Genomic DNA, 19,480 nt, shown 5'->3' with positions numbered 1-19,480 from the left:
CTTGCCCTGTTCACGGAAAGCTGAAATAGTCACCTTAATGAGACAGACGGCGCGTATCTATAGGCGCTGGTTACCCGTCGCGCTTGAGATAATCCGATCGTGCCGCCCTGTAAAAGAGGATGCGATCGATGCTTGCCAGCGCCCAGCATTTCCCCGCTCTTGTCCTGAATGCGGATTTCCGTCCGCTTTCATACTTTCCGCTGTCGCTCTGGTCCTGGCAGGAAAGCGTCAAGGCGGTGTTTCTCGACCGTGTTTCGGTCCTGAGTGAATATGACGATATCGAAGTCCACTCGCCCAGCTGCGTGATGCGCGTGCCCAGCGTCATTGCGCTGAAGGAATATATCCCGACAGCCAGACGCCCTGCCTTTACGCGGTTCAACGTCTTTCTGCGCGACAATTTCTCATGCCAGTACTGCCATGACCGATTGCCAACGCATGAGCTGACCTTTGATCATGTCATTCCTCGCGCCAAAGGCGGCCGCACTACCTGGGAAAATGTCGTGACGGCATGCAGCCCCTGCAATCTGATCAAGGGGTCCAAGCTGCCTTCGGAAATCGGCATGCATCCGCGGATCAGACCGGTCCAGCCCTCGACAAGACGCCTGCAGGAAAATGGCCGCAGCTTCCCGCCAAACTACCTGCACGAAAGCTGGCGCGATTATTTGTACTGGGATAGTGAACTCGAAGGCTGAGAGTTTTGAATACGGAGAGCTTGATCTCGCTCAGGCCTTCGCAAAGACCTCTTCGTAGACAAGCGGCTTGAAACCAATCGTAATTTTCTCTCCCAGCACAAGAACAGGCCGCTTGATCACCGTGGGCTGCGCCAGCATCAATGCCACGGCCTCGGCCTCATTTGTAATCTGCTTCTCAGCATCCGGTAGTTTGCGGAAAGTCGTACCTGCCCGGTTGAGCAAAACCTCCCATCCGACAGAACCCACCCAGGCCTTCAGATCATCCACACTCAGTCCGTCTTTGCGCAGATCATGATAGTCGTAGGCAATCCCCTCGCCCTCAAGCCAACGCCGCGCCTTACGTACCGTGTCGCAAGTAGTAATTCCGTATAAATTTGGCTGGCTTGTCATGTTTCCCCTCTTCCTCACTCTGCTTTGGGTAGTCTGATCATTTCTGACACAAACCACTTAAACGGAACAAAAATGCTCAACCCCTGATGCGCATGTGTCAGCCATACACGGTGAGCGTTAGCCACCTATGCGCTTGCTTCAAATTCCGCCTAGGCAAAAGGGGGGCGTTATCAAGCAAATCGGCAGCTTCACGCGCTGATGCAATACCTCCTGCCAGTGCCGAAACTTCGTCTCTACCGCTTTAGGCCAAGCATCTATGCCCGCCTCGCCTCTATTGGTTTCCTGACCATCACCGACCAGCCACTACTCCTGCAGAACCAGCTCAAGACAACCTAAATTTTCAGGGCCTGAGCCTGGTCTTGCGGAGTCCAGGCAAGAACCACTTCCAGCCTGTATCACCTGACTCAATATTTACGCTGCATTTACGCTGCCGAATGTGCTCGGCAGCAGAGGGATTTATCCCGTTCGCTTTGGGTCAATGCGCCGAAGCTACGGTTATAAAACCTACAATCCTACTCCCACTCGATTGTGCCAGGCGGCTTGGAGGTGATGTCGTAAGTCACGCGATTGATGCCGCGCACTTCATTGACGATGCGTCCTGCCACGCGATTCAGGAAGGCGAAGTCGAAGGGATAGACTTCTGCCGTCATTCCGTCCGTGCTGGTCACGGCACGCAGGCGCATGCCTGATCGTAGGTGCGACCATCGCCCATCACACCTACGGTGCGCACAGGCAGGAGAACCGCAAAGGCCTGCCAGATGGCATCGTAGAGTCCGGCATTGCGGATTTCCTCAAGGTAGATTGCATCCACCTTGCGCAGCAGATCCAGCTTCTCACGATCGATCGCACCGGGAATGCGGATCGCAAGCCCAGGCCCCGGGAAAGGATGACGACCGACAATTGCTTCAGGAATACCGAGCTCGCGGCCAAGGGCACGCACCTCATCCTTGAAGAGTTCACGCAGCGGCTCGACAAGCTGCATGTTCATGCGCTCGGGCAGACCACCGACATTGTGGTGCGACTTGATCGTTACCGACGGGCCGCCTGTAAAACTGACCGATTCGATGACGTCAGGATAAAGCGTGCCCTGTGCAAGGAACTGGGCGCCCCCAAGCTTGGTCGCTTCCTCCTCGAAAACCTCGATAAACAAGCGACCGATTGTCTTGCGCTTGACTTCCGGATCGGTCACGCCCGCCAGCGCGTTCAGGAAGAGATCCGAAGCATCACGATGGACAAGACGGATGTTGAAGCGGCCACGGAAAGTCTTGACGACCTCATCAGCCTCACCCGAGCGCAGAATGCCCGGATCAACAAAAATACATGTCAGCTGATCGCCAATGGCGTCATGGATCAGCTTGGCCGCAACAGAGGAGTCCACACCACCGGAAAGACCACAGATAACCCGGCCAGAACCGACCTGTTCGCGGATACGGGCAATCTCGAGATCGCGAAATCCGGCCATGGTCCAGGTGCCCTTGCAGCCTGCAACATCATGCGTGAAATTCTTGATCAATGCTGCCCCATGCGGCGTATGGACCACCTCGGGGTGGAACTGCACACCATAAAGGCGACGGCCTTCATCAGCGATGATCGCGAAAGGCGCTCCTTCAGACCAGGCGACAGCGCGAAAGCCGGGCGGCAGTGCAGTCACACGGTCGCCATGGCTCATCCAGACCTGTTCACGATGACCGCGTGACCAGGCACCACGGAAGAGCGCGCAATCTTCGGCAATCTCGATATGGGCGCGACCGAATTCGCGATGCTCATGCGTCTCGACCTTGCCGCCAAGCGCGCGCACATGGCCTGCTGACCATAGCAGATGCCCAGCACGGGGACGTTGAGGTCAAATACGACCTCAGGAATCTGGGGAGCATTGTCATCATGCACACTGGCCGGGCTACCGGACAGGATAATGCCGCGCGGGTGAAAACCGCGGATCTTCTCTTCCGTCACCGTGAAAGGCCAGATTTCGCAATAGACGCCGCTTTCACGTACACGGCGCGCGATGAGCTGTGTGACCTGGCTACCGAAATCAAGGATCAGAATGCGATCCTCATGAAGCTGAAGATCGAGATTATCGGCGTTCTTCGGGGCTGTTTCGGTCATGGCGCTCTTTCAACACGTCGTGCATGGGCAAATTCTGTGGGCATCGTATAGAATGTTCGCAGGGCAACGTCATCCCAAACGACGCGTTCGAGCCCCGCTAAATGTCATGATTCCTTCATCCGGACGAGATCGTTATGTCGCATTCCCGTATTCGCCACCTGACTTGTGGGGTTTTCCTTGGCATGGTGTCTCTGCTTTCGGCCTGCTCCAGCCCTCAGCCTCCGAGCAAGGACGATCGGGCTCTGGACCGGTGCCCTGGTCGCCGATCAGGGCACCTGCCCCACTGATTCCAATTCCACACTGCAGATCGGCACACACACCATCACTTTCACCCCGGGTGACAATGCTCTGGTTCTGAAAGGCATGCGTGGGGCGGACAAACAGCATTTTCATGCTCAGCTGGATATGAGGGACGCTCAGCACAAACCCTACAGCCTGGTGTTCAATGGTTATCCCGTTGGCAATGCAATCGGCGGAATCTATGGAGCTCCGACCTGTCGCGCCCATATCGTCATGACCCGTGCAAAGCATTGATTGAAAAAAATTCTTTTTCCCTCTTGCGGGGTCGGGAAACACGCAGTAGAACCCGCCCCACGACGCACCCGTAGCTCAATTGGATAGAGCACCAGACTACGAATCTGGGGGTTAGAGGTTCGAGTCCTTTCGGGTGCGCCAGTACAATATCGTAATCACGCTGCTGATTACCACGCACCCGTAGCTCAATTGGATAGAGCACCAGACTACGAATCTGGGGGTTAGAGGTTCGAGTCCTTTCGGGTGCGCCATTCTCCACAAGAAAAACAGAACGCTCGCCACAGATTGCAGATCAGCGCAGTCAGCGTTTCATTGCGTCCTGCTTCTGCGGGAATCATCAACAAGCCCGCTATGGCATTCAGCGTTATCTCAGGTCTAATGTACCAGCTGGGCGAGCGCTGAGCAGACGTCACTCTCCAGAAAGGGCTTTGCAACAAACAGGCCGCGCGGGGGTAAAGCGAAATTCTCTTTCATTTTCGCACCCGATGTCAGCACAAACGCCACATCAGGCCTTGTCCTGAACAGATGATGGCCAAGATCCAGCCGTTCATGGTGCTTGGCATTTCAAAATCAGAAAAGACGAGACGTATGTCGGGGTTTCCGGTTATGATAGAGAGTGCCTCATCAGCGTTTTCGGCAGAAAGAACCGTATAGCCTGCTTCTGCAATCATGTCAGAGACATAGGCCCGCAGGAGGAACTGATCCTCGACAACAAGTACTGTTGGCGCTTTGGGCACTACCCCTGATATGCCGGCATCGTGAAAAGACTCTACAGACATTACCGCCACGCCCTTCGTGAACTATTCGTTCTGCTTTAACGATACAGATACGTTTTAGTTCGAAGACAGAATCTTACTTCGTTCTAACAGTTTCGTCAGAAACGGACTCGCTCGCAAAGCCGACTGCGGTTCCTCCCAGCCCTTCCCTGGCTGTCACATCTATACCGGCGATGCCCCATTTTCCGTCCTTTTGTACAAGAAGCGGCGCACCGCTGACCCCGCGCGTCGCAGCGCAGTCATGATCTACCAACTGCCCTCGTACACGAATTACATGACAGGCAAGATCACCCATGGCGAGTTCCTTGCGATCCTGCTGATAGCCCGCAAGCATAGCCGAATCTCCCGGAACTGCTGTGACAATCGGGAGCAGTTCCCGGGTTGTAACAAGAGGATGATCAAGAATGACAGTGGCACGATCTGCCTGACTCGTTCGCAACGGATGAAATGGATCATAGGCAGAAGCAATGACAAAGCGCACTGCCCGTGCTGTAGCGCGCCATGATCCCGTATCGTAACCCAGCATGAAATGAACACTGGAAGGTTGGATGAAATTGGCCACCTCGGCACGCCACAGGCAATGGGCTGCCGTCATAATGACAGAGGGCGCCACCATGAATCCGGTGCAACGCGCGCCGAGCTCGGTCTGGACCCGCCCAAGGAGGCGCCATGGTTCATGACTAACATCAATAACATGACGTGCCCCCTGCCCAACGCCCGGTAGGACAACGGGGGCTGCCTGCGCCATCCAGACAGCGCCACTATTCAGGATCAGCAAGACCAAAGAGACCCGGCGCAGCACACGCAATGGCAGCATGATATGGCTCACGCGAGATTCTCCGGGCCGAAAGACCAGGGAAGAAGCGCCTCCAGCGTCGTTTCCAGAAGAATGACTCCCTTGGTATCGACCATTATCACGCGCATATCTGATGCAGAAAATTCACGCAGGCGCTGCCGGCAGCCACCACATGGGGTACAGGCTGCTTCACCACTTCCGACAATGACAATCTCGTCAATCTGCCGCCCTCCCGCCAGAACCATGGCTGAAATTGCTCCGGCTTCGGCGCAGCTTCCTTGCGGATAGGCAGCATTTTCGACATTGCATCCGCTATAGATCGCATCATCACAACGCAAAGCGGCTCCGACATGGAAGCGCGAATAAGGCGCATAGGCCTTCTCACGAGCAGCCAGCGCAGCGCGGATCAGCATATCAGTCATCACTATTCCCATCTCCTTGCATATTCCCAGCTTGGAAGCTGATCATTGCAAATGTAATCTGTCAGGCATGACACGCCACGACCCTGATATCATGAACCTTCTCGCTTCGCGTCCATCCCTGCATATGGATGCGCAGGATGGCCTTCTGTTTGAAGGGGTGCCCTTGCAGACGATTGCAAGTCAGGTTGGTACCCCGTGCTGGGTAACCGGTGCCGGTACGTTGCGCCGGCGCACGCGCAACCTCCGAAAGGCCTTTGCGGAGCGTGGTCTTAATATTGCCCTGCATTATGCCCTCAAGGCGAATGACCATCTCGCGACCCTCAACGTCCTGCGCCAGGAAGGCTGCGGTGCCGATGTCGTCAGCGGCGGCGAACTCCTGCGGGCCCGTCAGGCGGGTATTGCTCCCGCAGACATGGTGTTTTCCGGTGTGGGCAAGACCGATCAGGAACTTGCACTGGCATTGCGAGAGGGTATTGGCCAGATCAATGTCGAAAGCGCCGAGGAAATCAACCGCCTGTCGCACATAGCTCACCAGATGGGTCTTGCTGCTCCTGTCGCGCTGCGTGTCAATCCTCATATCGATGCTGAAACCCATGACAAAATCAGCACAGGCAGACTGGGAGACAAGTTTGGCATCGACTGGGCCGATGCTGCCTTGCTTTACCAGGAAGCCAGCGCTCTGCCGGGTATTGATATGCGTGGTCTTGCAACGCATATCGGCAGCCAGATTCTCTCGCCTGCACCGTTCAAGGCCGCCTATGCCCGCATTGCAGAGCTTGTCACCGGCCTGCGTGCGCAGGGGCTGACCGTCAGCGTGGTCGATTGCGGTGGTGGTCTGGGCGTACGATATCGCGACGAACTGGCACCTCCACCCGCCGCCCTTGCCGGCGCCATCGCCGAGACACTCGGCGGGCTTGATCTGAAACTGGCCCTTGAACCGGGCCGCTGGATCGCCGCCCCTGCCGGGGTACTTCTTGCCTCTGTCATCGATCTCAAAGCCCAGCGCGAAGGTGTATCGGACTTTGTAATCGTCGATGCTGCGATGAACGATCTTGCCCGTCCAAGCCTCTACGGTGCCTGGCATGGAATCATCCCTCTGGCGCCGGATATTGCGTATGCAGAGACAGCACCCCAGACCGTGGTCGGTCCTGTCTGTGAATCGAGCGATGTTTTCGGCAAGGACCGTCTTCTTCCGGCCATGCGTCCCGGAGATACACTCGCCTTGCTCGATACAGGCGCCTATGGTGCAGTAATGAGCTCGACCTATAACAGCCGACCGCTTGCCGCTCAGGTCATGATTGAAAACGGGCAATGGGCGCTGGTGCGCCCAAGGCAGCGTGTGGAATCACTCTGGGCTGACGAAACACTACCGGAGTGGCTGGGCTCTGAATGAGCATGACCCGGTCCGCGCTGCACTCGCTCCCGATGCTTGAAAAACGCATAGAGCGCGTACGCCACCGCGCAAGACGCGTATTATGGATCGAAGCTGCCTGGTCAGTCCTTCAATGGCCGCTCGGTATCATGGGCGGCTATACGTTGAGCGGTCTGTTCAGGCTGCCCCAGTCCCTGCCTGATACCTTGCACGCCTTTCTCCTGGCCGGGGTTGCCGGAGGCGCAATGGCGCTGGCAGCGCGCAATCTTGCTCGTCTGCCTCCCCCGAAGCGCAATGCCATAGACAGACGCATCGAAAACCGGTCCGGCCTTCGTCACCAGCCTCTCGCCGCCCTTGAGGACTACCCGGCTGACGGTGAGGAAACGGCGCTTTGGCAGGTTCATATGGAACGCCTGCGCAACAGTATCGGCTCTCTGCGTTCGGGACTGCCGCATCTGGACTGGACCGCTTCCCGCAAGCTTGGCTGGACTGTCTTTGCCGCAGCCCTTGTCGGCGCCTCCATATTTGCGGGCCCTGCTGCGCCCTCGCGACTTGAAGCTGCTTTCCTGCCAGGTGTCGATGATATCGACGTACCCCTGCCCCAGCTTGAGGCATGGATCGATCTGCCCGCTTATGCACCTGGTGCGCCGGTTTTTCTTTCCAACCGGAATGACCCTCCCCGTATTCCACAGGATTCGACACTTACTCTTCACATAACCGGAGCGCGTTCGGGTCCGCACCTGCTCGGCGTCGAGACAAGTGACATCAATGCCAGGCAACTTGACCCAGCAAGCTGGAGCTTCGTCACACGCCTCTCCCATAGTGGCCGCGTATCGATCCGCTCACGCGGCCGGACTGTTGGCGAATGGCATTTCCAGATCGAGCCGGATCTCGCACCGGAGATCGCCTGGAAATCTGCTCCTTCTGTCGTCAAGGACGGCACCGATATCACTCTTCCCTGGAAAGTGGCTCAGGCCCACGGCGTCGCCAATCTTGAAGCCAGATCACCCTCGCAGCAAAACCGGACCTTCCGAAAATTATCCTGCCCATTCCCCTCAAGGATAAGCCCAAAAAAGCTGAAGGTGATTTTCATGCTGATCTGACCGAATCTCTCTGGGCAGGCGAAAGCGTGATCATACGTCTTCACGCAACAAGCCGGAGCGGGCGCGAGGCCACAAGTCCTGATGAAAAACTTACCCTGCCCAGCAGGGTTTTCCACGACCCGACGGCACGGGCTCTTGTGAGCCTGAGACATCGCTTCGGCCTTGACCGTGAGAGCCCTGCTGAGGCTTCCGATGAACTGAAAGCTCTGGCCTGGACCCTGCCTCAGAACGAAAAAGGCAGTATCCTCGCTCTGCTCTATGCTGCGGCACAGCTCGATGACCCCGATTCAGAGAATGCAAGGACCAACGTCATTGGTCTGTGCTGGGCTGTAGCACTCTATCTGGAAGATTTGCGCTTAACCGACCGCGAAACGGCACAGGCCAATCTTGAAATCCGGGCTGCGCAAAAAGCTGTTCAGGATCAGATCGCTCATATGCGCGCGCTTGGTGCTGCTGGTCATAGCGAAGAGCAGCAACAGGAACTGGCTACGCGTATGAAACGCCTGCGTGAAGCCCTCGATCAGCGCATGCAGGCACTGATGCAACGCAGCATGCAGCTCGGAACCGTGATCCCTGATATTGGTGAAGCTCCGGACAGCGGCTCGGATCCGGTCTCTCGCCTCATGCGCAGATTGCAGTCGGACGCAGCAGGCGGACATTCCGATGATGCGATGAAGCGCCTGGAAGACCTTTCAAAGATGGTAGAGCGCATGCGAAGCGCAACACCGCAGGATCTCGCCCAGATTGCCCAGCAGCTCCAGGCGCGCGCACGAGCCCAGGCCCAGAAGGCCACATTGCACGATCTGATAAGACGCGAAACGACATTGCTTGACCATGTTCAGGCAAGACTGGGTCTGGGACAACGCAATGCAAAGGAGGCACAGCAGAGCGAGACAGGCTCAGGCCAGGACCTCAGCACGATGTCGACTGCAGAACTGCTGAAGAGACTGGGTATGACCCCTCCTCCGAATATGGAGGAAGCACAGAACTCTCCTGTCGTTCCCCCGGTATTGTCTGACGCTGAGACCACGGCCCAACATGAGCAGCGACGGGACGATCATGCTGTGCAACGCGCGCTACAGATGGTCGCAAAACTGCTCAATGAGGATGTCAAATCCCTGACTGGCAAAAGTATGGAAGGGCTGACCAAGGCCGACAAGGACATGCATGACGCCAGTCATGCTCTGGCAAAGGTTCAAGATGGCCCGGCGGAAAATGCCATTCGCAAGGTCCTCAAGGATCTCGCCGAGACGGGCCAGCAGATGAGCGAGGCCCAGAAAGGGAAAAACCATGGTGGTGGCCCTCTTGCGTTGCTTCCAACAATGGGCACCTCGGGTCATACACAGGGTGGCAAAGGCAAAGGCGACCAGAACCAGGCTGACAGCGATGATGAGGATTCAGAAGGTCAGGGCGGCGGCAAAACCGATCGTGACCCTCTGGGGCGCAAGCAGGGCAAAGGTCATTCTGGTGCCGATACTGATGGCACGGTACCGGAAAGCGACAGCCGAGAAAAAGCCCGTGAAATTGAACGCGAATTGCGTCGCAGGGACGCTGACAGAACACGCCCCCAGAGCGAACTCGATTATCTGGACCGGCTGCTCAAATCCTACTGACAGCATCAAAGCCTGCGCTGCGATCCTCTTTATGAAAAGGGCACCCACCGCCTCACCCGCACGGGAAATCAATCCGCTTGTGTTGATGAGGATATCTTTGGAAAGGTCGCACTTGCCTCAAGCTTTTATGTGCCTTGACTGGCTTAACCCGGCACTTCCGGAAAGGCGCTCCCGTTTCTGCGGGACTGTATGAGAAAGGTCGCGATACGAAATGATGCAAATTTGCAACATACTTCGTCTCGAAATCGCAATACAACGTCACAGAACGATAACACTCTTGCAATGATATGACAGAAACCGCAGCCTCGTGACATAAAGTCACTCCGAGGGTCAGTTATTAATGAAAACCGTTAAATTGCGGGGACGAGCGCGCCTCCTTCTTGGCGCGGTTATTGTTCTGTCGCCCGTGGCAGCCGCAGCAGGCAGCCAGGCGCAGACAGCATCAGCCAGCACACATCACCGCAAGGCCGTCAAATCCGCTGTAAAACACAGGAATACCGTAGCTCGCAGCACGGCTAACGGTCCGGCCCTGAGCGCCCAGACGGCACCGGCGGCGACCATGGTTCCCAGCCGCTCACAAAACGCGCTGCAGAACGTTACGAGCACGGACGCGCTTTCCTTTCACTCCCGCGGCAAGGCGGAAGAAGTGATTGTTGTGGGATCGGCGCTCAATACAGCCAACAACACCAGCGCCAACCCGGTACAGATCGTTACATCAAAGCAGATCCAGCAGACCGGCGCGACAACACTCAACGACTTCCTGTCCCGTCTGCCCTCCGTCGGTGCCAGCGGCACGTCAAACAGCAACACCAATAGCGGTGCCGGTGCATCCTGCGTCGATCTCCGCAATCTCGGGCAGAACCGCGTTCTGGTTCTCGTGGACGGCAAGCGCACAACGCCCAACGGCAACAGCAACTGTATCGACCTCAACACCATTCCGGTGCAGATGGTCCAGTCTGTCGAGATCCTGAAAGATGGCGGCTCGGAACTCTACGGTGCCGATGCCGTCTCAGGCGTTATCAATATCAAGCTGCGTCATGACCTGAATACGGGCAGCATCTCGATACGTGGCGGCATCACCGGCCATGGCGATAACCGTACAGGCATGATCTCGGCCATGAAGGGCTGGAATTTCGATCATGACAAGGGCAATCTGACCCTTGGCGGCAGCTACATGACACAGGGCGGCGTCACACAACGCGACCGTTCATGGTCTCGCTACCCTCTGGGGGCAATCGGCGCATACCCGACCAATTCAAATCTGCAGGTGGGGTCGATCACCACACCGGGTGGTACCTATTTCGGCAGTGAGAATACCTATGTCGGTAATCTCGACAATGGTTCGCTGAGCCCTTACAGCAAAAGCAAGCGCTACAACTACGCCCAGAACCAGTGGCTGGTAAATGCGCTGCAGGATTCAACGCTGACCGGTGATCTGCATTACGAATTCAACCGTCATTTCGACGTATATTCGAATGTTCTTTACGCCCACCGCACATCGAAGACGCAGCTCGCGCCCGAGCCTGCAACCGGCAGCGTTCCTCCCTCACCGTTGCCGAACAGCATCATTCTGCCTTCCGGTTATCCGGGCAACACGGCGGGTGAAGACCTTCAGCTCTATCGCCGCCTGAACGAGTTCGGCCCCCGCACAAACAACAATGCCAGCGACACCGTCACCGGTATGGTCGGTATGCGTGGCGATATCGTGCACGACTGGAAATATGACCTGTCCTACACCTATGGTGCCAGCCAGGTGACCAATGAGTTCCAGGGCGTGGGCGATTATTCCAAGCTGCTTCAGGAATGGGGTCTCGAGCCCTATGCTGATCCGAATGATCCGAACGGGGCACTTGTCTATAACCCGAATTCCTGCGCTGGCTCTGCAGGCTGCGTGCAGTCAAACGCGTTTACGCGTCTGTCACCGGGTGCTGTGCAATACGCCAATTACACCACGTACCAGCACACCATGTACCAGCTGCGCGATCTGAACCTGCGCATCCATAACAACCATGTCTTCCATATGCCCTGGAAGGGCGGCGGCGATTTCGGCGTGGCGCTGGGCATGGAGCATCGTGGCGAACAGCTTTCGAACAATCCCGATCCATTGGTCGTCAGCGGGTACTCGCTCACCAATACGGTCGAGCCGACCTCGGGTGGCTTCAACGTAACGGAAGGCTATCTCCAGGGTCACGCCCAGCTGCTCAAGGATGTGGATTTCGCGAAAGATCTCTCGATCGACGCGCAGGGCCGTATCTCCGAATACAACACCTTCGGCGCAGCAAAGAACTGGAAAGCCGGCATCGACTGGGCACCCACGCGCGACATCCGTTTCCGTGGTACGATCGGCACCTCTTTCCGTCAGCCGAACGTCTATGAACTCTATGGCGGCGTCGGCCTGAGCTATGTTTCGGCATCCGATCCCTGCGCCAACGCCACCAGCCCGACCCTGATCGCCAACTGCATCAAGGGCGGCGTTGCCAATCCACAGAATTTCAATTCTGCAAATTCCGGCCAGGTGCCAACGCTGCAGGGCGGCAACAAGGCGCTGCGCCCCGAAACAGGCCGCACCTACACGTTCGGCACAGTCCTGACGCCGCGCTGGATCCCCGGACTGGCCGCCTCGGTGACCTACTGGCACTATACGATCGGAGGGCTCATCAATTCGCTTCCGACCCAGTACATCCTGAACCAGTGCTATGAAGGGGGCGTGCAATCCTACTGCAATGCGATCAACCGCCTCCCGAACGGGCAGATCAACACCGTTTCCGCACTTGACCAGAATCTGGGTAACCTGCTGACCAGCGGCATTGATTTCGATCTGAACTATCGCTGGAAGATCACCCGTCACGATGCCTTCATTGTCGATAACAACTTCCAGCAGCTGGTAAAATACAAGCAGCAGCAGCAGCCGGGTGGTGTATATCTCAACCAGACAGGCGCGCTTTTCTATCAGAGCGGCATCGGCCAGCCACGCGTGCGTGACTACGCAACGCTCACATGGCAGCATGATGCGTTCCGTATTTCCTACATGTTCCAGTATATTGGCGGCATGAACTGGAATGACGGCTCCGCCTTCCTGAGCGAAGAGAATCCTGCCGCCAATGCGCGTATCAAGACACCGGCAATGATCCAGCAGGATATCTCCGTCGCTTACGCATGGAAGCGCTGGAACTTTGAAGGCGGCGTGCAGAACATTGCAGGCAAGAACCCGCCTTTCGTTCTCAACGCAGCGTCAAACTCGGCTGACAATACCTATAACGGCTTCTATCTCGGCCGTTACATCTTCCTTCAGGCAGGTCTGAGCTTCTGATCTGACAAAGTGCGGGGGCTCTTCCCCCGCAACACGGTAAAAAAAGGGGGAAGAAGGAGCGCATCCTTCTTCCCCCTTTTTTATCCTGGCCTTCCGAACAGCAAAGCCACGCCTTGTGCCTGCGAGTCAGCTCCCGCGATACGTCGAATAACCAAAAGGCGAGACCAGAAGAGGCACATGGTAATGTCCGGCATCGCTCATACCGAAATCAATCCGGACCTCATCGAGAAAGGGTGGTTCCGGCAATACATGCCCATATGACCTGAAATAATCAGCCACTGAGAAACATAACTTATAGACGCCAGCCATGACGCCGATTTTTCCCAGATCCGGACAACGGCCATCACCATCAGTCTTGCCCTCGAAGAGGATACGCTCGTCATGCATAAGCGCGACGCGCATGCCAGCTGCAGGACATCCGTTTGCCGTATCGAGCACATGAGTTGAGAGTGTGGTCATGCGATTTTATCCTCCAATCGCAACAAGGCGATCTGATCGATCTGATCGAGGCTTCCGCCAGCTCTGCTTCCGGCGTCTGTAAAAGCCGACGCGCGAGCTCCTGACGCATACGCTCCTTGCTTGCGCGACGCACGCAGATCACAAAAGGCATATCGAAACGCGCCTGATACGCGTCATTAAGCGCACGGAACGATACGAACTCTTCCTCCGTCAGACGGTCCAGCCCCGCCCCTTCCTGTTCGGCAGCGGAAAGCATCCCCAGATCAGGATCAACTCCGAATTTCCGGGCAAGTTCAGGGTGGGCCTTCACCAGGGCCTTCTGCTTTTCTGGCGGAGATTCTCGTATAATACGCGACGTCGCTGCAATCATGACCTGCGCGTTGGCAAAAGGTGCCTGAGGCCAGGCCGCCTCGACGATCCAGGGACTGTGCTCATAGAGATCGCCATAGACAGCAACGAAATTCTCGCAGGTTTCGGCGCCTATCATGCAGGGTGCGTCTCCAGCCAATGGCGGGCAATATCAAGACGTGTCGCAACCCAGACATCCTGATGTGCCTGCACATGATCAAGAAAACGCTTCAATGCCAGGGCACGAGCAGGACGTCCGGCCAAACGACAATGCAGACCGACAGACATCATACGTCCTCCCTCCTGATAGAGCATGTCGAAGCTGTCACGCAGATAACGGAAAAACTGCTCGCCATCGGTAAAACCATTGAGCGCGACCAGCTTCATGTCATTCACGTCAAGCGTATAGGGTACGACAAGCTGTGGCTTGCCATAGCGACGATCATAATAGGGAAGATCGTCAGCATAGGAATCCGCATCATAGAGAAAACACCCCTCCTGTGCGACAAGCCTGGCCGTATTCGGGCTGGTTCGTCCCTGATACCAGCCAGAGGGGCCTCGCCGGTTACCTCCTGATGCAGTCTGATCGCCTCACGTATATGCCTGCGCTCTTCATCTTCGGGGATGTCCTGATAATCGATCCAGCGCAGGCCGTGAGAGGCAATTTCCCACCCTGCATCTTTCATGGCGGCGACGGCATCGGGATTGCGTGAAAGGGCCATGGCAACGCCAAAAACGGTCAAGGGCAGACCCGCTCCGGTAAACAGACGATGGAGACGCCAGAAACCGGCTCGCGAACCATATTCATAAAGGCTTTCCATCTGCATGCAGCGTGCGCCCTGAATGGACCGTGTACCTACCATTTCCGAAAGGAAGGCTTCAGATCCCGCATCGCCATGAAGGATGGTGTTTTCGGCACCTTCCTCGTAGTTCAGCACAAACTGCACGGCGATACGGGCTTGACCGGGCCATGCGGCCTCGGGGGGATGGGCGCCATAGCCCAGCAGATCGCGCGGGTAATCATGTACCATACCGTCGTCCCTCATTCGGCCTAGAGCGCAGCAACCCCGCCATCGCTACGCGGGTCGGTCGCCCCTTCCATTGTACCATCTTCATAGCGCCGAATGGCACCTGCATGACCCATCGCATTGGCAAAAGGCGTCAGGCTCTCGACGTCGTGACCCAATCTGCGCAGCCCTTCGAGAAGCTCTGGCGCAAAACGTGTCTCCATTTTCAGTGTGGTTGTGGTCTCGCCCCAGGTCCGCCCCAGGAGCCAGCGTGGTGCGGTGATGGCTTCCTGGAGGCCAAGACCCGCCATGACATTTCTTGCCACAATAGCCGCCTGGGTCTGGGGCTGCCCCTCTCCTCCCATGGTACCGTAGGATAACAGACTGCCATCATTAAGCATGGCCATGGCCGGATTGAGTGTGTGAAAGGGTTTGCGACCGGGGACAAGGCTACGCAGACGTCCTGGTGCCAGATCGAAACTTGCTCCGCGGTTCTGCCAGACGAGACCGGTTTCGGGTAGCACGACACCTGAACCGAATTCAAAATAGAGGCTTTGTATCATGCTGACGGCCCAGCCTGAGCATCCATCACACCAAGCCAGGTCGTATCACCCTGTTGTGCAGGATAAGGCCAGGGTGCTGCGCGCCCGAGCTCGATACCAGCCGCCATGGCATCGAGCAGAACTGTCAGATAACAGATCCTGCGGCGCCAGACGCATGATTGCCGGATCCGCGATTTCGCGATCACGCCATATGAAGGCTGCCTTGGTTGCTTCAACCCAGCGATGGATATTCTCGACCGTATCAGCACCGGTCACGCCAAGCCTTTCCGCAAGCGCAAGAATAAGCAGGGATGCCGCCCCCTGTGTCGGCGGATTGACGTTGAAAAACCGGCCATGATGAAGCTGCGTTTCGAGTGGCGTCGAAAGCAGAGCTTCGTGATGATTCAGGTCGTCCAGACCGACAGGCGATCCGCAGGAGGAAAGCTCTGCTGCAATCTGCTCTGCAAGCTTGCCATGATAAAAATCACCGAGCCCGACCGTGGCGAGGCGTCTGAGAGTTCGAGCCAGAGCCGGATTATGATGGATTTGCCCGGCAATCGGCATTTCACCTTGAGGCAGGAAAAGAGCGCTGAAATTGGGCATATAGCTCAAGACGTCGAGATGCGCCGCCATAAGACCGGCCAAACTCTCTGTCACCACCATGCCCTGTTCGGCATGATCTATCGCATCTGCCAGAAGCGTTGTGAGGGGCAGCGTCCCGCCTGCATAGGCCAGAGCCCGGCTCCACCCCGCAACAGTGCCGGCCACTGTATTGGCTGCGAGGCCACCGCGCCACGGTACAGCATCAAGCCCATGATACAGCTCTGGTGTGGCTTTCTGCGCCAGTCTACCGCAGGCATCGATTGCCATCATGACGCCATCCGGCCTGCGGACAAGCCAGAACCCGTCTCCACCAAGTCCCGTCATGTGAGGATAGACTACCGACAGCGTTGCCGCGACTGCAACAGCGGCCTCGACGGCATTGCCCCCCGCCTTGAGGATGTCCCTGCCCGCCTGGGCAGCCAGATGATGAGGGGCTGTCACCATTCCTTTGCGAGAACGTGCACTGAACAGCATCAATCCTCCAGAATAGACGCACGGGCAAGCCCCGCCCGCTCCATAGCCTCACCAAAAGCGACCAGCCTGTCTTCACGGCCAGGGGGAGCGATGATCTGTACACCAAGGGGCAGGCCATTGACGGCAAGAGGCACGGAGAGAACCGGAAAACCGGCCAAGGTGAGAGGCTGCGTGTAGAGACCAAGATGCGCTCTTGCTGGCACGGATTGCCCTCCGATCACAAGCGTAGGGGCGTCGCTGCGAGGCGCTTCACCAATTACGGCAGGAGCAACCAGCAGATCCGCAGTCTCGAAAGCAGCGTGCATCTGCGCCCGGAACCAGCGACGCACTCTGTGAGCCCTGAAAACGCTCGGTGCCGGAATAAGTGCACCGGCAATGAGGCGATCGCGCACAGCAGGGTCATAGAAGGCTGCCTGATAACGCAGCCGATCGAGATGAAGACATCCCCCTTCCGAGGCGCTGATCACGAAAGCTGCCGCCCGCACCGCCCCCACATCCGGCAACAGGATTTCCCGCCGAATGTCGAGAGCCGTAGAGAAGCGATCGAGAGCCATCGCCATTTCCGGAGACAGATCCGTCGCGAACCACCCTCCAAGACGAGCAAGCCTCAGATCGGCAGTATCGACAGGCGCCAGTGCCTCGCCGGTCAACACTTCCATGACGATACGCATGTCGGTCGCACAGGAGGCAAACGGGCCAACCGTGTCGAGACTGGCGACAAACGGAAAGCTCCCCCCGGTCGCGAGGCGGTTCTGGGTTGCTCTCAAACCCCACACGCCACAGAGTGAGGCCGGAACACGGATGGAGCCATTCGTATCCGACCCAAGCGCAAGCGGGAAATACCCTGCTGCTACCCCGGCAGCCGATCCGCCAGAAGAACCGCCAGCGAGACGACTCGTGTCATGCGGGTTTCGAGTAAGGCCGTAATGCGCGTTATCGGTTGCAAACCCATAGGCGAACTCGTCCATATTGGTCGTGGCAAGCGGTACTGCCCCCGCTTCGACCAGACGCCTCACCAGAACGGCATCATCTGTCGCCGGGGAATCGCCAGCCAGAACACGCGATCCCGCTGTAGTGACAACCCCCTCGACATCGAACAGATCCTTGATACCGAATGGGACGCCGGCCAGAGGACCTGGGTCACCACCATTGGCGAGAATCGTATCGACACGACGTGCCTGATCAAGCGCCCTCTCTTGCAACAGACGCGTCACAGCCCGGAAGGCGTCATCGCGTGAAGCCACTCTTTCGAGACATGCCTCGGTAACAGAAACGGCAGATTGTTCACCCGACCGAACCTTACGGGCCAGCTCGAACGCCTTCAAGGATGATACTCGAAGGCCGGATCAAGCCGTTCAGGCAGATCTACCGAATGTAGCAGCGCTTTATAATGCTCTATAAGCGCCAGATTACGCATGACTTCGGAACGATATTCTTCCGGAATATCAAGGTCCAGCGCAGCCGCTCTGGCCACCATCTGCTCTTTGGTCGTCATGCCTGTTCCTCACCCTGCCTGCCAAGGCTCACCAGTTCGACTGCATCGTAGGATAACAGGCTTTCCAGATGCTTTTCGCCATCCTGCACAAAAAGGTCGCAGGCAATGGCGCGGGCCAGCCTGTCCACACCGTAACGCATACCGCTGATCGAGGCGCCGGAAAGCCCCATGCTGGGTGTTGCCGCGAAGGTGAAATTATAGATGGCACCCAGCATCGCCGCATCAGGATGGTCTGGGTCACGTGGCTGGAACTGGCTGGACGAGCTGAGATAGGGATAAGAGTCCAGCACGGCGCTTTCCTCCCCTTCTGGAGCCTCAAACCGATCCCGCCAGAGTGCAATATTGGACGAGAAAGACGCTGTCTCCGGCCGCTTGCCGAAATCAATCACAAATCCCGTCCCTATGATCAGAAAATCAAACTCCATGTCACCATGAGGTGTTCTGACACTGACGGTTTTGCCATTACTGCGGGCATCAAGCATGGCGTATCACCATGAAAGCTGAAAGTGTCATGACGACTGCATCGCCAGAACGTGTCCTGTGGCGGCGGTTGGTTGAGATCGAAAATACGACGCATGAAGCGCCAGCGGGTCAGATCCGGCAATGACGGAAAATGACCAAGAAATCCGGCATTTTCCATCCAGCGATACGGATTGACACGCGGGAGCGTCCTGCGCCGGATGCAGACTGAAACCGATCCCGCTCCGGCCTCAAGGGCGGTTGCCGCATTATCAAAGGCTGAAGCGCCCCCACCAAGCACACCGACCCGCTTGCCACGCAAAGCCTCGAAATCGATTTCCTGGTGCGTATGCGCGTAGAGATGCCCGGGAACAGATTCACGGATAAATTCGGGAACGTGCCATGAGCCACTCCCCTCGATACCGGTCGCCAGCACGATACGACGCGCCCAGACATGGGATTTTTCACCGTTCCGGTCACGAAAACCAAGATGCAGCAGCCCGTCCTGCCAGACAATCTCGACCAGCTCCCGATCATACGTCACAGGCAGAGTCAGGGTATCGCGATACCAGTCCAGATAAGCCTGCCAGTCACGTCGATCAATCTTGTCAAGCGAGACCCAGGCCTCTTTGCCATACCGTGCTTCGTACCATGAGCGCGGTGTAAGAGAAGGAATCCCCATATCGGGACCGGTCACATGCTTGGGTGTACGCAAGGTTATCATGCGGGCAAACGTTACCCAGGGGCCTGCCTTTCCCTGCTCTGTGCGCTCGAAAACACGGACGTTATGCACCCCTATCCGACGCAGTGCGAAACAGGTGGCCAACCCTCCCTGCCCGCTGCCGATTACAGCGACATCCAAAACCGGTTCGCCATGATGGGTGACAACAGAAGAGATCCACGGGCCGGAAGCATAGGCGATCTTCTCAAGATCGTCATGAACCTGGCAGGCAAGGCTTCGAAGCGCGTCAGTCTGCAT

At 57.1% G+C, this 19,480-nt stretch carries 14 protein-coding genes, 2 tRNA genes and 4 pseudogenes; 8 read left to right on the top strand and 12 right to left on the bottom strand.

All coding sequences use genetic code 11. From position 1 onward, the window contains the following. The first annotated feature begins 128 nt into the window (after positions 1–128). Positions 129–692: an HNH endonuclease gene (locus JCM25354_RS08995; RefSeq protein WP_025885762.1), complete on the top strand. Its 564-nt coding sequence runs from the start codon at positions 129–131 to the stop codon at positions 690–692. A 30-nt stretch (positions 693–722) separates the two neighbouring features. On the opposite strand, the gene JCM25354_RS08990 is transcribed toward JCM25354_RS08995, so the two are convergent. Together JCM25354_RS08990 and guaA are read right to left on the bottom strand one after the other, a co-directional pair. Beyond that, the gene (locus JCM25354_RS08990; protein WP_025885761.1) at positions 723–1,082 is read right to left on the bottom strand and encodes an ArsC family reductase; all 360 of its coding nucleotides are present in this window, start codon (positions 1,080–1,082) and stop codon (positions 723–725) included. Between the two features lie 512 nt (positions 1,083–1,594). Beyond that, positions 1,595–3,188: pseudogene (guaA, locus tag JCM25354_RS17860) on the bottom strand (glutamine-hydrolyzing GMP synthase). 177 nt (positions 3,189–3,365) lie between these two features. On the opposite strand from guaA, the gene JCM25354_RS08980 reads away from it, so the two are divergent. The 3 genes from JCM25354_RS08980 (at position 3,366) to JCM25354_RS08970 (ending at position 3,973) form a co-directional block, all read left to right on the top strand. Then, positions 3,366–3,722, top strand: a complete 357-nt coding sequence (locus JCM25354_RS08980) for a hypothetical protein (RefSeq protein WP_025885760.1) — start codon at positions 3,366–3,368, stop codon at positions 3,720–3,722. A gap of 64 nt (positions 3,723–3,786) precedes the next feature. Further along, positions 3,787–3,863 (top strand) — tRNA-Arg (locus JCM25354_RS08975). Between the two features lie 33 nt (positions 3,864–3,896). Continuing rightward, positions 3,897–3,973 (top strand) — tRNA-Arg (locus JCM25354_RS08970). Positions 3,974–4,210: 237 nt separating this feature from the next. Here JCM25354_RS08970 and JCM25354_RS17855 read toward each other — a convergent pair. The 3 genes from JCM25354_RS17855 to JCM25354_RS08955 all read right to left on the bottom strand — a co-directional run bounded on the left by JCM25354_RS17855 (position 4,211) and on the right by JCM25354_RS08955 (position 5,716). Further along, a complete protein-coding gene (locus JCM25354_RS17855) occupies positions 4,211–4,501 on the bottom strand; it encodes a response regulator (RefSeq protein ID WP_051537324.1) in 291 nt (96 codons plus the stop codon). A 73-nt stretch (positions 4,502–4,574) separates the two neighbouring features. Further along, on the bottom strand, positions 4,575–5,327 hold the full coding sequence (locus tag JCM25354_RS08960) for a trypsin-like serine peptidase (RefSeq protein WP_243443993.1): 753 nt from the start codon (positions 5,325–5,327) through the stop codon (positions 4,575–4,577). Next, positions 5,324–5,716 (bottom strand): cytidine deaminase, encoded by a 393-nt coding sequence (locus JCM25354_RS08955; RefSeq protein ID WP_025885758.1) that lies wholly within the window; start codon positions 5,714–5,716, stop codon positions 5,324–5,326. The genes JCM25354_RS08960 and JCM25354_RS08955 overlap by 4 nt, the downstream gene beginning before the upstream one ends. 67 nt (positions 5,717–5,783) lie before the next feature. On the opposite strand from JCM25354_RS08955, the gene lysA reads away from it, so the two are divergent. The 4 genes from lysA to JCM25354_RS08940 all read left to right on the top strand — a co-directional run bounded on the left by lysA (position 5,784) and on the right by JCM25354_RS08940 (position 13,114). Then, positions 5,784–7,109 carry a diaminopimelate decarboxylase gene (gene lysA / locus JCM25354_RS08950; protein ID WP_035447231.1) on the top strand — a complete coding sequence of 442 codons (1,326 nt, stop codon included), beginning with the start codon at positions 5,784–5,786 and terminating at the stop codon, positions 7,107–7,109. A 2-nt stretch (positions 7,110–7,111) separates the two neighbouring features. Beyond that, on the top strand, positions 7,112–8,191 hold the full coding sequence (locus JCM25354_RS23050; protein WP_159103472.1) for a DUF4175 family protein: 1,080 nt from the start codon (positions 7,112–7,114) through the stop codon (positions 8,189–8,191). After that, positions 8,092–9,804 carry a DUF4175 family protein gene (locus tag JCM25354_RS23045; protein WP_084294701.1) on the top strand — a complete coding sequence of 571 codons (1,713 nt, stop codon included), beginning with the start codon at positions 8,092–8,094 and terminating at the stop codon, positions 9,802–9,804. The genes JCM25354_RS23050 and JCM25354_RS23045 overlap by 100 nt, the downstream gene beginning before the upstream one ends. A 340-nt stretch (positions 9,805–10,144) precedes the next feature. Further along, the gene (locus tag JCM25354_RS08940; protein WP_025885756.1) at positions 10,145–13,114 is read left to right on the top strand and encodes a TonB-dependent receptor plug domain-containing protein; all 2,970 of its coding nucleotides are present in this window, start codon (positions 10,145–10,147) and stop codon (positions 13,112–13,114) included. Positions 13,115–13,240: 126 nt separating this feature from the next. Here JCM25354_RS08940 and uraH read toward each other — a convergent pair whose 3' ends face one another. From uraH to JCM25354_RS17830, 7 genes and pseudogenes are all read right to left on the bottom strand, one after another. Then, positions 13,241–13,573: a hydroxyisourate hydrolase gene (gene uraH / locus JCM25354_RS08935; protein WP_025885755.1), complete on the bottom strand. Its 333-nt coding sequence runs from the start codon at positions 13,571–13,573 to the stop codon at positions 13,241–13,243. Continuing rightward, the gene (gene uraD, locus JCM25354_RS17845) at positions 13,494–14,060 is read right to left on the bottom strand and encodes a 2-oxo-4-hydroxy-4-carboxy-5-ureidoimidazoline decarboxylase (RefSeq protein ID WP_369345756.1); all 567 of its coding nucleotides are present in this window, start codon (positions 14,058–14,060) and stop codon (positions 13,494–13,496) included. The genes uraH and uraD overlap by 80 nt, the downstream gene beginning before the upstream one ends. After that, positions 14,057–14,952 (bottom strand): annotated as a pseudogene (gene puuE / locus JCM25354_RS17840) (allantoinase PuuE). The gene uraD and the pseudogene puuE overlap by 4 nt, the downstream one beginning before the upstream one ends. A 20-nt stretch (positions 14,953–14,972) precedes the next feature. Continuing rightward, positions 14,973–16,517, bottom strand: a pseudogene (locus JCM25354_RS17835) (gamma-glutamyltransferase family protein). A 29-nt stretch (positions 16,518–16,546) separates the two neighbouring features. Further along, positions 16,547–17,872 (bottom strand): AtzE family amidohydrolase, encoded by a 1,326-nt coding sequence (locus JCM25354_RS08915; RefSeq protein ID WP_025885754.1) that lies wholly within the window; start codon positions 17,870–17,872, stop codon positions 16,547–16,549. After that, complete coding sequence (locus tag JCM25354_RS20705) at positions 17,869–18,042, bottom strand: DUF4089 domain-containing protein (protein ID WP_084294700.1); 174 nt, start codon at positions 18,040–18,042, stop codon at positions 17,869–17,871. The genes JCM25354_RS08915 and JCM25354_RS20705 overlap by 4 nt, the downstream gene beginning before the upstream one ends. Continuing rightward, positions 18,039–19,480 (bottom strand): annotated as a pseudogene (locus JCM25354_RS17830) (NAD(P)-binding domain-containing protein). The gene JCM25354_RS20705 and the pseudogene JCM25354_RS17830 overlap by 4 nt, the downstream one beginning before the upstream one ends.

This window comes from Asaia prunellae JCM 25354 (assembly GCF_000613885.1).
GTDB classification, from domain to species: Bacteria; Pseudomonadota; Alphaproteobacteria; order Acetobacterales; family Acetobacteraceae; genus Asaia; species Asaia prunellae.
This window is presented reverse-complemented; position numbering and strand designations above follow the sequence as displayed.

Coding starts and splice junctions, on each gene's coding strand:
- JCM25354_RS08995 (WP_025885762.1), top strand. CDS start 129: ATGCTTGCCAGCGCCCAGCATTTCCCCGCTCTTGTCCTGAATGCGGAT.
- JCM25354_RS08990 (WP_025885761.1), bottom strand. CDS start 1,082: ATGACAAGCCAGCCAAATTTATACGGAATTACTACTTGCGACACGGTA.
- JCM25354_RS17855 (WP_051537324.1), bottom strand. CDS start 4,501: ATGTCTGTAGAGTCTTTTCACGATGCCGGCATATCAGGGGTAGTGCCC.
- JCM25354_RS08955 (WP_025885758.1), bottom strand. CDS start 5,716: ATGACTGATATGCTGATCCGCGCTGCGCTGGCTGCTCGTGAGAAGGCC.
- lysA (WP_035447231.1), top strand. CDS start 5,784: ATGACACGCCACGACCCTGATATCATGAACCTTCTCGCTTCGCGTCCA.
- JCM25354_RS23050 (WP_159103472.1), top strand. CDS start 7,112: ATGACCCGGTCCGCGCTGCACTCGCTCCCGATGCTTGAAAAACGCATA.
- JCM25354_RS08940 (WP_025885756.1), top strand. CDS start 10,145: ATGAAAACCGTTAAATTGCGGGGACGAGCGCGCCTCCTTCTTGGCGCG.
- uraH (WP_025885755.1), bottom strand. CDS start 13,573: ATGACCACACTCTCAACTCATGTGCTCGATACGGCAAACGGATGTCCT.
- uraD (WP_369345756.1), bottom strand. CDS start 14,060: ATGATAGGCGCCGAAACCTGCGAGAATTTCGTTGCTGTCTATGGCGAT.
- JCM25354_RS20705 (WP_084294700.1), bottom strand. CDS start 18,042: ATGACGACCAAAGAGCAGATGGTGGCCAGAGCGGCTGCGCTGGACCTT.